Source organism: Polynucleobacter sp. Nonnen-W13, from assembly GCF_018881735.1.
Classification (GTDB): domain Bacteria; phylum Pseudomonadota; class Gammaproteobacteria; order Burkholderiales; family Burkholderiaceae; genus Polynucleobacter.
In genome coordinates this window covers 79,952-94,736 of the sequence record NZ_JACVPU010000003.1, presented here as the reverse complement: position 1 = coordinate 94,736, position 14,785 = coordinate 79,952, and the positions used below count along the sequence as shown (strand labels likewise).

General features: G+C 46.6%; 11 protein-coding genes. 2 read left to right on the top strand and 9 right to left on the bottom strand.

The window, feature by feature from the left end; all coding sequences use genetic code 11:
• Nucleotides 1–22: 22 nt before the first annotated feature.
• Complete coding sequence (gene ubiA, locus ICN27_RS09015) at nt 23–874, top strand: 4-hydroxybenzoate octaprenyltransferase (RefSeq protein ID WP_216269790.1); 852 nt, start codon at nt 23–25, stop codon at nt 872–874.
• Here ubiA and proC read toward each other — a convergent pair.
• From proC to ICN27_RS08990, 5 genes are read right to left on the bottom strand one after another with little or no spacing between them, the layout of a single operon-like run.
• Nucleotides 857–1,720, bottom strand: coding sequence for a pyrroline-5-carboxylate reductase (gene proC, locus ICN27_RS09010; RefSeq protein ID WP_216269789.1), 864 nt, complete (start codon nt 1,718–1,720; stop codon nt 857–859). The genes ubiA and proC overlap by 18 nt on opposite strands.
• A complete protein-coding gene (locus tag ICN27_RS09005) occupies nt 1,717–2,442 on the bottom strand; it encodes a YggS family pyridoxal phosphate-dependent enzyme (protein ID WP_216269788.1) in 726 nt (241 codons plus the stop codon). The genes proC and ICN27_RS09005 overlap by 4 nt, the downstream gene beginning before the upstream one ends.
• On the bottom strand, nt 2,442–3,719 hold the full coding sequence (gene glcF, locus ICN27_RS09000; protein ID WP_216269787.1) for a glycolate oxidase subunit GlcF: 1,278 nt from the start codon (nt 3,717–3,719) through the stop codon (nt 2,442–2,444). Before glcF ends, ICN27_RS09005 begins: the two co-directional genes overlap by 1 nt.
• A gap of 20 nt (nt 3,720–3,739) precedes the next feature.
• On the bottom strand, nt 3,740–4,888 hold the full coding sequence (glcE, locus tag ICN27_RS08995) for a glycolate oxidase subunit GlcE (RefSeq protein WP_216269786.1): 1,149 nt from the start codon (nt 4,886–4,888) through the stop codon (nt 3,740–3,742).
• Nucleotides 4,888–6,378: an FAD-linked oxidase C-terminal domain-containing protein gene (locus ICN27_RS08990; RefSeq protein ID WP_251370956.1), complete on the bottom strand. Its 1,491-nt coding sequence runs from the start codon at nt 6,376–6,378 to the stop codon at nt 4,888–4,890. The genes glcE and ICN27_RS08990 overlap by 1 nt, the downstream gene beginning before the upstream one ends.
• A 42-nt stretch (nt 6,379–6,420) precedes the next feature.
• On the opposite strand from ICN27_RS08990, the gene ICN27_RS08985 reads away from it, so the two are divergent.
• Nucleotides 6,421–6,990, top strand: a complete 570-nt coding sequence (locus tag ICN27_RS08985; RefSeq protein WP_216269785.1) for a cob(I)yrinic acid a,c-diamide adenosyltransferase — start codon at nt 6,421–6,423, stop codon at nt 6,988–6,990.
• A gap of 52 nt (nt 6,991–7,042) precedes the next feature.
• On the opposite strand, the gene ICN27_RS08980 is transcribed toward ICN27_RS08985, so the two are convergent.
• From ICN27_RS08980 to ICN27_RS08965, 4 genes are read right to left on the bottom strand one after another with little or no spacing between them, the layout of a single operon-like run.
• A complete protein-coding gene (locus ICN27_RS08980; protein WP_216269784.1) occupies nt 7,043–8,167 on the bottom strand; it encodes a 3-deoxy-7-phosphoheptulonate synthase in 1,125 nt (374 codons plus the stop codon).
• Between the two features lie 19 nt (nt 8,168–8,186).
• Nucleotides 8,187–9,677, bottom strand: a complete 1,491-nt coding sequence (gene tldD / locus ICN27_RS08975) for a metalloprotease TldD (RefSeq protein ID WP_251370830.1) — start codon at nt 9,675–9,677, stop codon at nt 8,187–8,189.
• Between the two features lie 24 nt (nt 9,678–9,701).
• The gene (locus ICN27_RS08970) at nt 9,702–10,535 is read right to left on the bottom strand and encodes a carbon-nitrogen hydrolase family protein (RefSeq protein WP_215308382.1); all 834 of its coding nucleotides are present in this window, start codon (nt 10,533–10,535) and stop codon (nt 9,702–9,704) included.
• 4 nt (nt 10,536–10,539) lie between these two features.
• Complete coding sequence (locus ICN27_RS08965) at nt 10,540–14,709, bottom strand: YhdP family protein (RefSeq protein WP_216861277.1); 4,170 nt, start codon at nt 14,707–14,709, stop codon at nt 10,540–10,542.
• Nucleotides 14,710–14,785: the final 76 nt, after the last annotated feature.

The window sequence follows — 14,785 nt, the reverse complement described above, 5'->3', positions numbered from 1 at the left end:
TTAAAGAAAGACTAATTATCTGATGCGCGATCGTATTGTTGCTTACGCTTACCTGATCCGTCTGGATAAACCAATCGGAACGCTACTTCTATTGTGGCCAACTTTGTGGGCACTTTGGTTGGCAAGTGGCGGTTTTCCTGAATGGCATCTGTTGATTATTTTTACCTTAGGCACATTTTTAATGCGTAGTGCCGGGTGCGCTGTTAATGATTATGCGGATCAAGATTTTGATCGTCATGTATTGAGAACCAAAGAGCGCCCTATTACAAGTGGAAAAATTTCTGGAAAAGAAGCATTAGCCGTAGCGGCCACTTTGGCCTTGATAGCCTTCTTACTCATTCAACCCCTGAATGCTTTAACTCAAGAGCTCTCTTTTTTTGCCTTAGCGCTTGCGATTATTTATCCTTTTACCAAACGTTTTTTTGCTATTCCGCAAGCAGTCCTTGGTATTGCCTTTGGTTTTGGAATTCCGATGGCTTATGCCGCTGTATTGGATTTCATTCCAATGGAAGCTTGGGTTTTGTTTGTTGGCAATATCTTCTGGGCGATTGCTTACGATACAGCTTATGCCATGGTTGATCGTGATGATGATTTACGTTTGGGTTTGCGCACCTCGGCCATTACCTTTGGTCAGTTTGATGTTTTAGCGATTGCTCTGAGTTACGGCATGCTATTTCTGAGTCAGATTTGGGTCGCTCAACTAGCAAACCTGAATAATTACTTTTGGATGGGTTGGTGCCTCGCTATAGCTTGCGCTGCGTATCATCTGAAATTGATATCTACTCGCAAGCGGGAGGATTGCTTTAAAGCTTTTAGGCACAACAATTGGTTGGGTGGATTCTTATTTTTGGGAATCCTATTGGGTCTTACCTAACTCATCACCCATGGCCCTGCCACGTTGATTAGCCGCGTCAATTGCTTTTTCAAGTGCACCATGCCAATCGAGTTGCTTGAGCATATCTAATGCGGCAGCAGTAGTTCCACCCTTGGAAGTGACTCGTTCACGCAGAACACCCGCATGCTCATCTGAGTTATGGGCTAATTGTGTAGCGCCCTCTAAAGTGGCGTAAGCAAGTTTGCGAGCGGTAGCCGAGTCCAGTCCAAGTTTCTCCCCACTCGATTGCATGGCTTCTAAGAAAGCAAAAACATAGGCAGGACCACTTCCAGAAACGGCGGTTACTGCATCCATGAGTTTTTCTTCATGCACCCAGACTGCTTGACCTACTGCATTGCAAATAGTTTCCGCTAGGGCACGGTCGGCGGTATTGACGGCAGCATCGGCGAACAGTCCAGTAATGCCTTTACCAATTAATGCTGGGGTATTAGGCATCGCACGCACACAACGCTCATGATCAAGCCAGCGACTCATGTCTTTGAGACGAATGCCAGCAGCAATACTGAGAATGAGTGGACCTGGTGCTGTCGCATGCTTGAGTTTTACACTTAAAGACTTGGCTACCACATTGAAGTCTTGGGGCTTAATTGCCATTACTACAACGTTGTTTTTAGAGAAGTCAAAAGTAATTTGATCCAAAGCGCTAATGATCTGCACACCAAAATCTTGATGCAATTGCAAGCCAGTACTAGCATTGGCCTCGACTACAGAAAGTTGATTGGTCTCAAAACCATTGTTTAGTAAGCCACTAATTAAAGCGCGGCCCATATTACCCCCGCCAATAAAGGTGATGTGGGCGTTTTGGTTTATTTGTTGTGTACTCATGTCTTGATCTTATCGCGCTTCCCAAAAATGGCACTACCTATACGTACCATGGTGCTACCTTCAGCGACTGCAGCCTCCAGATCATCAGACATCCCCATGGATAGCGTATCAAAGAAATCATACCCAACATCATTACTATGCTTTGCCTTAATCCCAACAAAGCACTCTCGAACGGCTGCAAAGGATTGACGTTGTTGGTTGATATCGTCGCTGGGCGCAGGGATGGCCATGAGTCCACGAAGAACTAAATTTGGTAATTTGGAAATCGCATCACAAAGAGCATCAACTTCTTCGAGAGGAATACCACTTTTACTAACTTCTTCGCTGACGTTAATTTGAACGCAAACTTGCAATGGGCCTAAGTTAGAAAATTCACCACGTTGACTAGAAAGACGTTCTGCAATTTTGAGGCGATCAATACTGTGTACCCAGTCAAAGTATTCTGCAACATCACGTGTCTTATTGCTTTGTAGTGGACCAATAAAATGCCACTCTAGCCAAGGGCGCAATTTGGATAGCTGCTGAATTTTGTCAACACCTTCTTGGACATAATTTTCACCAAAGGTAGTTTGCCCGGCATGCATAGCCTCCTCAACTGCTATGGCAGGAAAGGTTTTGCTCACAGCAAGTAGTTGTATGTCTTCGGGCTCACGTTTGGCTGCCAAAGCTGCCAACTCCAGTCGCTGCTTCACCATCATGAGCTTAGTGGTGACTTGACTCATTATTGGATTCGGCTTTGTTGGCTAATGAGTTGGTCAACAATCTCGATCCAATGAAGGACTGGAGTGTCATCTTGTTGAAGGTGGGTGATGCAGCCAATATTTCCGGAAACAATGACTTGTGCACCAGACTCTTCGCAGGCCGCATTGAGGTGAGTTAACTTGTTATGGCGTAACTGTGCTGAGAGTTCTGGCTGGGTTACTGAATAGGTTCCCGCAGAGCCACAGCAGAGATGGCTATCAGCACATAGGCGTACTCCAATGCCAATACTAGTCAAAAGACCTTCTACCTTGCCCCGAATTTGTTGACCATGTTGCAGTGTGCAGGGAGGGTGATACACCACACCAGGCTTTGGATCGGCGCCCACTAGCGCAACGAGTTCTTCCTGAAGCGCTGGCAATATTTCTGAAATATCTCTAGTGAGATCGGAGATAGTCTTGGCTTTAGCAGCATATTGAGGATCACTCGAAAATAGATGGCCGTAATCTTTGACCATCACGCCACAACCAGAAGCGGTCATCACAATAGCTTCAATACCTTGCTCAACTTGCGGCCACCAAGCATCGATATTTTGTTTAGCATTTTCTAGGCCACCAGCTTGATCGTTTAGGTGGTAACGCAATGCACCACAGCAAGTAGCATTGGGCGCAGCAATTAACTGAATCTTAAGGGCGTCTAAAACACGTGCCGTTGCTGAGTTGATGTTTGGCAGCATGCCAGGTTGAACGCAACCCTCGAGCAATAGCATCTTGCGTGAGTGGCTAGTCTGCGGCCTTGCATGGGGATCTGTATTTGAATTGAGTGCTTTATTTTTGGCTTCCGGAATCTTGCGTTGGATACCAGTCGGCATCAGTGGGCGAACCAAGCGACCAATCGCCATTGCGGAGTTAAATAACCTAGGACTGGTTAAACCCTCTTTTAAAGCCCAGCGGGTGAGGCGCTGACCAAGAGGGCGCTCGGGAGTATTTTCTTCTGCCCACTTGCGACCAATATCGACTAAGTTGCCATATTGCACACCGCTTGGACAAGTGCTCTCGCAATTACGGCAAGTGAGACAGCGATCTAAATGCAGACGTGTTTTTTCAGTGGGGGCTTGGCCTTCTGCCATTTGCTTGATGAGGTAGATGCGACCTCGAGGACCATCAAGCTCATCACCAAGTAATTGATAGGTGGGACAGGTGGCCGTGCAAAAGCCGCAGTGCACGCATTTTCCAAGAATTCTGGCGGCTTCAATGCCCTCAGGGGTATTGACGAATTGGGGGGCGAGTTGAGTTTGCATAAGGGCGCTAAAAAAGAAGCTTAAGGAAGGCGTGAAGTAGCAAATATGCCTGCAGGATCAAAGGCGGTTCTGAGGCGTGCTTGCACTGCCTCTAAAGCAGTTGAGTGCACTTGCTCACTCAAAAGGGTAAAGCGTTGCTTGCCTGGATCAATATTGTCGCCATGCTTAAAACGGGTTGCATGCCCGCCATGAGCACTAGCTAAGGCCTTGATGGATGCATAAGTAGCATCATCGCCCAGCGCCTTTAACCAACGTTGCTGGCCATGCCATTCCAAAGCAATATCACCACTGATATTTTCAAGAGTGAGCGGTCCGCAGGCAGCTGGAAGCGCGAGACGATACAAAGTCTCATCACTATTAAGATTTGAAAATACGGCTAATTGCTGTTCGCGCAAGGCGGTCCAAAATTCCGTAGCAACTTGAGGGTCTAATTCGCTAGCATTGACAGCTGCGCCCATGATCGGAATCGCTGCTTTAACTGCAGCAGCGGCACCGCTCAAGCGAATGGTGAGTTCACCGTCGCCGCCTATTGGGCTGCCGATCCAGCAACTTGCTGAGAGCGGTAAAGGCTGCCCTGCCCACTCATTTACGAGTCGTAATGCACGTACTTGCGTAATCTTGCAACGAAGAGATATTGTGGCAGCTGGTCGCGGTAATACTTTTACAGAGGCCTCTAACAACAGCGACAAGGTCCCCAATGATCCGGGTAATAAGCGCGAGACATCATATCCCGCAACGTTCTTCATCACCTTGCCACCAAAGGAGAGGTCTTGGCCCTTACCATCAAGAATGCGAACGCCTAGAACAAAATCACGTAAATTACCCGCACTAATGCGTCCTGGGCCTGCTAAGCCTGCGGCAATCGCTCCACCAAAAGTTGTGCCCTCACCAAAGTGGGGCGGCTCAAATGCCAGCATTTGATTTTTTTCAGCTAGAGCAGCTTCAATTTCTTTTAGTGGTGTACCCGCGCATGCAGTTATCACTAGCTCTTCAGGCTGGTATTCCAGAATCCCAGAGTAAATACGGGTATCTAACTTGGTATAAGAATTGGAGTTCCCATACCAAGACTTTGTGCCACCACCTTCAATCGATAAAGGCGTTTTATTTTTAACTGCTGCCAGAATTTGCTCGTGAAATAAGTCAATATTTGCATTGCTAGTTGTGGACATTAAAAGCGCTCCAACTCAGGATGCGGTAGATTGCCACCACTAATCCGCATGCGACCATACTCAGCGCAGCGATTCAAAGTAGGAATAGCTTTATCGGGATTTAATAAGCGCTCTGGATCAAATGCAGATTTAACGCCCCAAAATGATTCACGTTCACCTTCACCAAATTGAATGCACATGGAGTTAATTTTTTCAATACCAACGCCGTGTTCACCGGTGATCGTGCCATCAAGCTCAACACAGGCCTCTAAAATTTCAGTACCAAATTCTTCAGCGCGGTGCCACTCTTCTTGATCGGCGCCGTTAAATAAAATGAGGGGATGCATGTTGCCGTCACCCGCATGAAATACATTTAAGCAGGCAAGGCCATATTTCTTTTCCATGCCTTGTATGCGTCTGAGTAGGGTGCCAATATTTCTGCGTGGGATAGTGCCATCCATGCAGTAGTAGTCGGCTGCCAAGCGACCGGCTGCTGGAAAGGCATTTTTACGACCGCTCCAAAACTTCAGGCGCTCCGCTTCATTTTGAGAAATCTGAATACCGCTAGCGCCTGCTTGCTCTAGAACTTTTGTCATGCGCTCAATTTCTTCTGCAACCTCTTCAGGCGTGCCATCGGATTCGCAGAGCAGAATGGTTTCTGCTTCAAGGTCATATCCCGCATGAACAAATTCTTCTACTGCGCGCGTGGTGGCTTTGTCCATCATCTCCAGGCCGGCTGGAATAATCCCGGCAGCAATGATGGCCGCAACTGCATCGGCACCCTTTTCGATATCGTCAAAGCTAGCCATGATGACGCGCGCCAGCTTGGGTTTAGCAACCAGCTTTACTGTGACTTCAGTCACTACAGCAAGCATGCCTTCGCTACCCATCACGATTGCTAATAAATCGAGTCCTGGGGAGTCAGGTGCAAGGCTGCCAAATTCTACAATCTCACCATTCATCAAAATGCCGCGCACTTTTAAAACGTTGTGAAGTGTTAGGCCGTATTTGAGACAGTGCACACCACCGGAGTTTTCATTGACATTTCCACCAATAGAGCAGGCGATCTGCGAGGAAGGGTCTGGGGCGTAATACAGTCCAAGATGGGCCACCGCTTCGGAGATTGCTAAATTACGAACGCCCGGCTGCACAACTGCAGTTCTGGTGAACGGATCAATGCTGATGATCTTTTTGAGTTTGGCTAGTGAAAGCACCAGGCCCTGGGAGATCGGCATGGCGCCACCCGATAGACCAGTACCAGATCCACGGGGGACGATGGGCACCTGCATCGCAAAGCAAATCTTCAGAATTTGAGCAACTTGCTCCTCGGTTTCTGGCAGAGCTACTGCTAAGGGCATGCGTCGATAGGCTGCTAGGCCATCGCATTCATAAGGAATCGTGTCCTCAGGTTCCCATAACAAGGCATATTCAGGGAGGATGGGGCGCAGGGCCGATACCAATTTGGATTGCAGGGCGGTAATAGCCGCGAGTTCGGGGGGTGGGGTCACCATATTCATAGGAATCATTTTAGCCATTTACCTATAATTAGTTTTATGGGAAATCGACTTTCAAAAATAGCCACCAGAACTGGTGATGCGGGTATGACCGGGCTTGGCGATGGTAGCCGGGTAGAAAAGGATCATTTGCGCATTTGCGCCATGGGTGATGTAGATGAATTGAACTCCGAAATCGGGGTTTTGATGACTGAATCGATCCCTGAGAGTCTTGCTGAGGAGCTCAAAGACCTATTTTTGCAAGTTCAGCATGATTTGTTTGACTTAGGTGGGGAGCTTTGCATTCCCAATTACACCCTACTCAAGCCAGAGCAAGTAGCCCGGCTGGATATTTGGCTGGAAAAATTCAATGCAACTTTACCTCCCCTGACTGAATTTATTCTTCCAGGTGGCACCCGCGCAGCTTCTCAGGCTCACGTCTGTCGCACAGTTTGCAGACGGGCAGAGAGATCAATTGTGCGTTTGGGCTGGGAGGAGCCTTTGTACGATGCTCCGCGTCAATACGTCAATCGTTTATCAGATCTATTATTTGTTTTAGCGCGGGTACTTAATCGTGCAGCGGGTGGTCAAGACGTTTTATGGAAGCACGAAAAAAAAGAGACTAATTAAATTAGTCTCTTTTAGGATTAATAAAGCAGTCTCACTTTATTTTCTTACCTCATTATCTCTTTGCTTTTCTGCGGTTCTTTACAGCTAAAGCCAAGCGTTGCAATACATTGACTGAGTCTTCCCAGTTAATGCAAGCATCCGTAATACTCTTGCCATATTCTAATTTGTTTGGATCATCTTTTCCAGGCGAGAATTTTTGTGCACCATCATGAAGGTGACTTTCAATCATGACGCCAAAAATTTGCTTTGAACCGGATTCAATTTGTTCGGCAATATTTTCTGCCACTACAATTTGACGCTCATGTTTTTTGCTGGAGTTAGCGTGCGATAAGTCAACCATCAAACTAGCTGGAAGCTTGGCTGCTTCAAGCTCAGAGCAAGCTGATTGAACATATTTCGCTTCATAGTTAGGCTCTTTGCCACCACGTAAGATAACGTGACAGTCTTTATTACCTTTAGTTTCCACAATAGATACTTGACCATTCTTATGAACGGATAAGAAATGGTGTGGACGACTGGCTGCCTGAATAGCATCAGTAGCGATCTTGATGTTGCCATCAGTGCCATTCTTAAATCCAATTGGTGCAGAGAGGCCCGAGGCAAGTTCGCGGTGTACTTGGCTCTCGGTTGTGCGTGCACCAATAGCGCCCCAAGAAATCAGGTCTGCAATATATTGCGGGGAAATCACATCCAAAAATTCGCTACCTGCTGGCATGCCAAGGCGATTAATTTCCATCAATACTTGGCGAGCCATTCGCAAACCTTCTTCAATGCGATAGCTCTCATCTAGGTACGGGTCATTAATTAAACCCTTCCAGCCAACAGTTGTGCGTGGCTTTTCAAAATAGACGCGCATCACAATTTCGAGCTCACTCGAAAAGCGATCACGCTCTGCGAGTAGTCTTTGGCAGTACTCTAGTGCTGCACGGGGATCATGAATCGAGCAGGGTCCGATGATCACCAGCAGGCGATCATCTTTTCCATGAATGATGTCGCGAATCTTTTTACGTGTCTTGCTGATGAGTGCTTCTGTAGGTGTTCCAGCGATCGGGAAGAAGCGAATCAAATGCTCTGGTGGCGGCAGAACAGTAATATTGTGAATGCGTTGATCATCCGTATCTGACGTTTTATCAACGGCAGCGTACCAGTTTGCGGGATTCGTATTTTGTTGGCTCATCCGGCTATTTTAAGCCGTATTAAGCCGTTCCTCCGACAGTCAGGCTGTCAATACGTAAAGTTGGCTGTCCAACGCCCACAGGGACGCTCTGACCCTCCTTGCCGCAAACCCCGATACCGCCGTCTAATTTCAGGTCATTTCCAATCATAGAGACCTGTTTTAAGGACTCTGGGCCACTACCAATGATGGTTGCGCCTTTGACGGGATATTGAATTTTGCCATTTTCTACCCAATAGGCCTCTGAGGCTGAAAATACGAATTTACCGCTAGTAATATCAACTTGACCGCCTCCAAAGTTGACTGCATAAAGGCCGCGCTTAATGCTGGCTACGATTTCTTGAGGATCATCCTTGCCGGCCAGCATATAGGTATTGGTCATGCGGGGCATCGGCAAGGAAGCAAAACTCTCGCGCCGTCCATTGCCTGTGAGGGGCATATTCATGAGTCTGGCATTCAGGCTGTCCTGAATGTAACCCTTCAAAATGCCATCTTCGATCAAGGTGGTGCATTGGGTAGGCGTACCCTCATCATCGATATTGAGTGAGCCACGACGACCAGAAAGTGTTCCGTCATCAACTACGGTAACGCCCTTAGCAGCAACTCGCTGCCCAATACAGCCGGCAAAAGCTGAAGAGCCCTTCCGATTAAAGTCGCCTTCAAGGCCGTGACCTACTGCCTCGTGTAGTAATACTCCAGGCCATCCCGGCCCCATCACTACAGTCATTGGACCTGCTGGAGCAGGGCGAGAATCCAGATTAATCAGTGCGCCATCAACAGCCTCATCAACATATTGATTGATCAGTTCCGTATTGAAGTAGTGGTAATCATGACGAGCGCCACCTCCTGAAGACCCGGATTCGCGGCGACCATTTTGCTCGGCAATCACATGAACTGATACCCGTACTAGTGGGCGGACATCAGCTGCCAATAGGCCATCCGCTCGAACTACGAGCACCACATCAAACTCACCAGCCAAACTAGCCATCACTTGAATGATGCGCGGGTCACGTGCTTTTGCGCGACGCTCAATGCCCTCAAGTAAAGCAATCTTTTCTTGGGGAGCTAGTGAATCTAAGGGATTTAAGTCTGAATAGAGTCCGTTGGAAACTGGCGTAAAGATTTTGCTTGCAACCGCACGTGTGCCACCTTGGGGTCCAATCACTCGAGTAGATTTGGCTGCCTTATTCAGAGCCTCTAAATTAATTTCATCCGAGTAAGCAAAAGCGGTCTTATCCCCATAGATTGCGCGCACACCAACGCCTTGGTCAATGCTAAAGCTGCCGGATTTCACAATACCTTCTTCCAGGCTCCAGCTCTCGCTACGGGTATGTTGGAAATAAAGATCTGCATCATCAAGCTGATGGGTAAACATATTGCCAAAGGTGTGATGCAAATCTTGCTCAGAGAGGCCGGTTGGCTCAAGCAAAATGGATTTAGCCAGCTTGAGAAGGTCGGCCTGTTTCTTGGGCTGAGTCCAATCACTTGGAAATAATGCTTCTGGTGCTCTCATCTTAATTTTGCTGAACTTTCTGTATTAAAGCTTGCGGTGTTTTAGTGCAGGTAGCTTAGAGCGTACCTCTTTTAATTTATCTTTGCTGAGCCTGCCCTCTATAAAACCCTCACCTTCAGGAAGATTGCTCAATATCTCCCCCCATGGATCAATCAGCATACTCTCGCCCCAGGTGCGCCGTTGATTCAAGTGAATACCACCTTGTGCTGAAGCTAGGACATAGCATTGGTTTTCAATTGCACGAGCGCGCAGAAGAATTTCCCAATGATCTTTGCCGGTGGTGTAGGTGAACGCGGCTGGGATAATGTGGCAATCCACTTGGCCAAGGGCGCGGTATAGCTCTGGAAAACGTAAGTCATAACAAATACTTAAGCCAAAACGCCACTCCACTTCATTAAGCTGGATTACAAATTGGCCTGGTTGACTGCCCGCTGAAATCGTTTCAGATTCTTCGTAACGCTCTGTAGGAGTTTGAAAACCAAACAAATGAATTTTGTCGTAACGAGCGATTTGTTCGCCTTGAGGATTAAACACTAAGGAGGTATTGAGAACCTTATTGGATTCTTTAGCCTCTAGGGGAATAGTCCCTGCAACTAAATAGATATTATTTTCTTTTGCAATCGCGGCAAGACGCTCTTGAATTGGGCCAGACCCTGCCGCTTCGCGTGCATGCACCTTATCGGTGTCCCTCAATCCCATTAAGCAAAAATATTCCGGCAACACGGCAATTTGTACTCCGCAATCTGAAGCGGCTTTAATTAAGCGAGCTGCAGTCTCAAGATTTTCATTGAGATTGGGAGTCGACACCATTTGAATTGATGCTATGTTGAGTTCAGAAGCATTGCTTAGTGCGTTCATCTATTTAACCTGGCATTTGGGCGGGGGTGTTTTGGTTTGCGGGTGGACTTGCAGGAGCGGAATTAGGGGAGCTTGGTTTTGTTTGCTCTTTCAAAAGATTCTTCGTGCGAATCGTCTCTAAAGTTTTAGCATCGAGTGGTTGACCCTTTTGATCTAGCGGAACCACTTCCGGATTTTCCCATGAGCCCTGAACCAAATAATCTGTCTGCATGGTACGGTTAATTTGATTTGTGATGAGGTACTGCCCTAATACTGCTCCTAGGCCAATGATGGGGTTAATTGCAAATGCTGCTAGTGAGCCTGCAGTAGCGTCAATTGTGGGAAAGATGGTGATGCGGAGATCTTGAGTTTCTTTGGCGATATTGATTTGCCCCGTCATAGCAACTCGAGCTTGATCAAGAATCATGGTGAATTGTTTGCTTTGTGCAACTCCTTGCGCAATTTCAAAGTTACTAGCAATCGAATTAAAGGGCGTTCCCTTGGTTGCTAAATTTCCTAAACTACCTTTTAGATCAAAGGTTGCAAACCTAAAGAGACTTTGTAGGCTCAGAACATCCAGTAACTTGGCTCCATCTGAATTGACTTCTAGTAAGCGGCCTTTGGCAAGGTCTAGGCTAACTTTGCCAGCAAGAGAATCATAGACTGGAGAAAAGGGTGACCCAGACCATGAGAGTGAGGCATTGAGCTTTCCTTCACCACCTTCTACCGACTTAGAGTTACTCCAATGAGCAATAATCTGTCCCGCATCTTTAATATTCACGTCTGCTGTAAATGAGCTCAGTTCAGAATTATTTGGGGTGCGAGCCTGCCACTGACCTTTAATGATGGAATTGCCTTGAGGGTTATTAATTTGCATTGACTCAAGCTTCATGAGATCACGACTGGTTTTGGATTTGATCTTTACGGCACCAAGCTGCGCCTTTGTCCAACTCAAATCATCGATCGTTAAATCTAGACTGGGGATAGCATTTGGATCGACTGGGGTCTTGAGGGGAGCCGCTTTTTGTAGCGCACTTTCCCTAGCTGTTAAGTCTTGAGAAGTGCGTTGATCTGGAACTTTTAAGCGTGCAAGTCTTCCAGAAACAAATCCACTGGGGTGGTCACTACTGCTCGGTTGCCATTGCAGTTGTCCAGCAATCTGGGGTGAATTTAAGCGCAGTTGCCAAGCAATATTTTTTTTCTGAGACTGTATGCTGACATCAGCCCACTCGCGATCTAGGGCAATTAATTTCTTAACTTGAGCAGAGACTTGAATATCTTCCTCGGGAGTATTTGACGGATTGACTTCATTCGTTTTCCCTTTTGATTTTCCTGCTCCCAAAAACTCTACCCACTGATCAAGATCTAGTTCATTGCTTGCTAAGTGCAGTGAAATGCCTTGCTGTGGTAATGGCGTTGGAGACCCAAGGCCGACTGCATTTTTTACTTCATTAGCCGAATTGAGATTTCCCTGAAGGAAATATTGCCCCCCTAATTTTCCAGACCAATCTGCACGCACTAAACTATTTTTGCTGGCTGGGTAAATGTTTAGGCTGAGCTCTCCCAACATAGGAGTTCCTGCTAATTTCTTAGCGGGTGAGGGGGCAGAGCTTGCCCAATTGCGTAAATCAAAATTGAGTTTGGTTTGGCTGCCTGCTTTATTAAAGTTGATCAGGCCTTCGTATTTAGCCGATCCACTCATCGCAGTCAGGAGTGCTGGGTGTGCTCGAGATCTTAAATTTCCTGAAATGTAATCTTTGATGAAGCTAGCATTGATGTCGCCCCCGATACTAAAGCTAGTGTTACCTGCTGATGAGGGGGCACTGGTAATCTTGAGGTCGCCCCCCAAAAAGTTTGCAGTGACGTTATCAAACTCTGGGTTAATTTCAGTAATGCGAATCTTGCCCTTCAGATTTTCTAGGGGAGGAACCTGCCCCCATTGCGCTTGATTTCCGGGGAGATTAATTTTTGCATCGAAGTTGACATCATTACTTCCAGATAGCGGAATTTTTAAGTCAAGACCCACATTTACGGGGCCTTTAAGGGAGAGATTCTTGGCTAAGTTGGCTTGCGCAATTCCTACAGGTGATGCAAATAAGTATTCGAGGACTTCAGAGCCATCCCCCTGAATGGAGCCATTGATGAGTAAGGCTAGATTTTTAGCGCTGAGATCCGGAATTTGTGCTTTAACCTTGGTGATACCCACCGTTTTATAGCTTGCTTTATCAACATCAATATTCAAAACTGCTTGTTTCATATTGATACTGCCGCTGACATTGTTGAGTGCTGACCAAACCCCTTGGCTTTTTGGTAGAAGAGGAGCTGGCTTGAAGCTTGCTTTGGAGAAAGGTAGACTTAAATTGAGCTCTCCCGCGCTGCCTGCCGGGTAGGGCGCTTGATTAGGATCACCTTTAATGTGCAAAGTGCCATTTTGAATCTCCCCAGACTCAAAGGCTTTGCTTAAATATAGGCGGCTATCTTTATCCATTCCAACTGGCAGATAGCGATGCGCTGTTGCTAATTTGGCTTTAACAAACTCCATATCAAGTGTCATTTGGTCGGGTTGCTTGGGGGCACCGATCAGATAGCTAAGATCAAAATTGGTGGTGATTTCAGAGTTACTGAGCTGCAATTTCTTAGCATTAACTAGCCAGCCACCTTTTTGCTTGGACCAACTAATCTCACCTTTTGCGCTGTCCAATTGAATTTCAGAAGCGGATAAAAAATCGCTCATTTCTAACTCAAGATTTCTGGAGTCCAGTGTGAAGTTACCTTGCTTTTGATTGCTCACTAAGTTGCCAGACAAATGTGAAGCTGAGGGCATCGATTTATTAACCCCAGTGAAACTAATATCATTGAGCTTTGCACTAATAGTGAAGTCGAGTTTGTTGGAGGAAAACCAATTTCCTGGAATGGGTAAAGCAGATAGAGCGGATTGGCTTTCGGACCAATTCATATCTACATTCTGTAATTCACCATCTGCTTCAGAAATTTTGATCCATTGATGAATCTTTTTTGGCAGGGGAAGATTTAGCGCAAAGAGTGCAATATCTTCCAATTGAATTTTTGGTGATGAGAAGCCAAACTCTTTGATCTCACCGCCATCTTTTGGTGGACGCCAACGAAAAGTAATTGGGCTTAATTTTTCAAGTGGCGCAGTTTGTGGGCTATCGATATTGCGCCATGCCAAGGTTTTTGTTGTGAGGGAATTTAAGCCATCATCTGTGTCCTGGATTAGCTCTGTCTCTAGCCTGCCAAACTCAAGGGGATCCTCATCCTTATTTAGTTGCACTATGAGCTGATCAGCTATTAAGGACATTTGCCCGCCATTAGCATTGCCCCCATCAAGCTTCAGGCTGCCCTTAGAGTTGATTTTGCCACCCAGGTCATATATTGGAAGACTCAGGTCTTTGGAAATTTGACTGAGCCTGAGGTCAGCAAAATCCCATGAAACACTTCCGACCCAGTCGCGCCAATTACCCGCCTGGCCACCAAGGTGATGGACAAAGTCAGCTTCGAGTTTGATTGGACTTGGACTCCAAGGAGTTTTGGTGATGAGCTGGCCTTCATGACTGCGGATGCCGTTGATTAAGCGGAAGCTTTGAATATCAATGGCGGTTTTTAGCCTTCGACTTTGTTGGTCTTCCCAATAAATTTTGGCATTGTTAACTTGGATATTGTTTTGAGCGAGTAACCAGTTTCCGGTTGAAAAATTATCAGCATTGCCTTGAATTGGAATTCCGGCAATCGAAACGATGCCTTTTGCATCTCGCTGTGCGTATAGCTGCGCCTGATCAATAGTGATCTCGTGAAAATAGGGCGCTAAATAATAGAAAGAAAGCCAGCTTAGTTGCCCGCTAATATTTTCAATGAGCAAGGGCGGGGTGGAGGTACTTGCGTTATTGAATCGCAAACCTTGAATCACAAAGTTTGGTCGAATTCCAGTCCAGGATACTTGGACATCATCCATCGTGACATTGGTGCCCAAGCGAGCACTTATTAAGTGCTCTATGGTGGGCTTTGATTTCTCAATCTGTGGCCATAGAACAAAGCGTACCCCAAGATGTCCAAATACAAAAAAAGCCATAGTGACACCGGCAAGAATGAGGGCGCGCTTGCCCCAGCGACCACCAAAACCTGGAGGACGTTTTTGAAGCACGCTCTGCAGGCGAGTCCGGATGATATTTACAAGCATGGACTCTATTATCCGTCAGCTATTGGGTGATCGCCAAGCTTCTGCAGGTTTGAGTCTGGAGTCGGATTAAGATGGA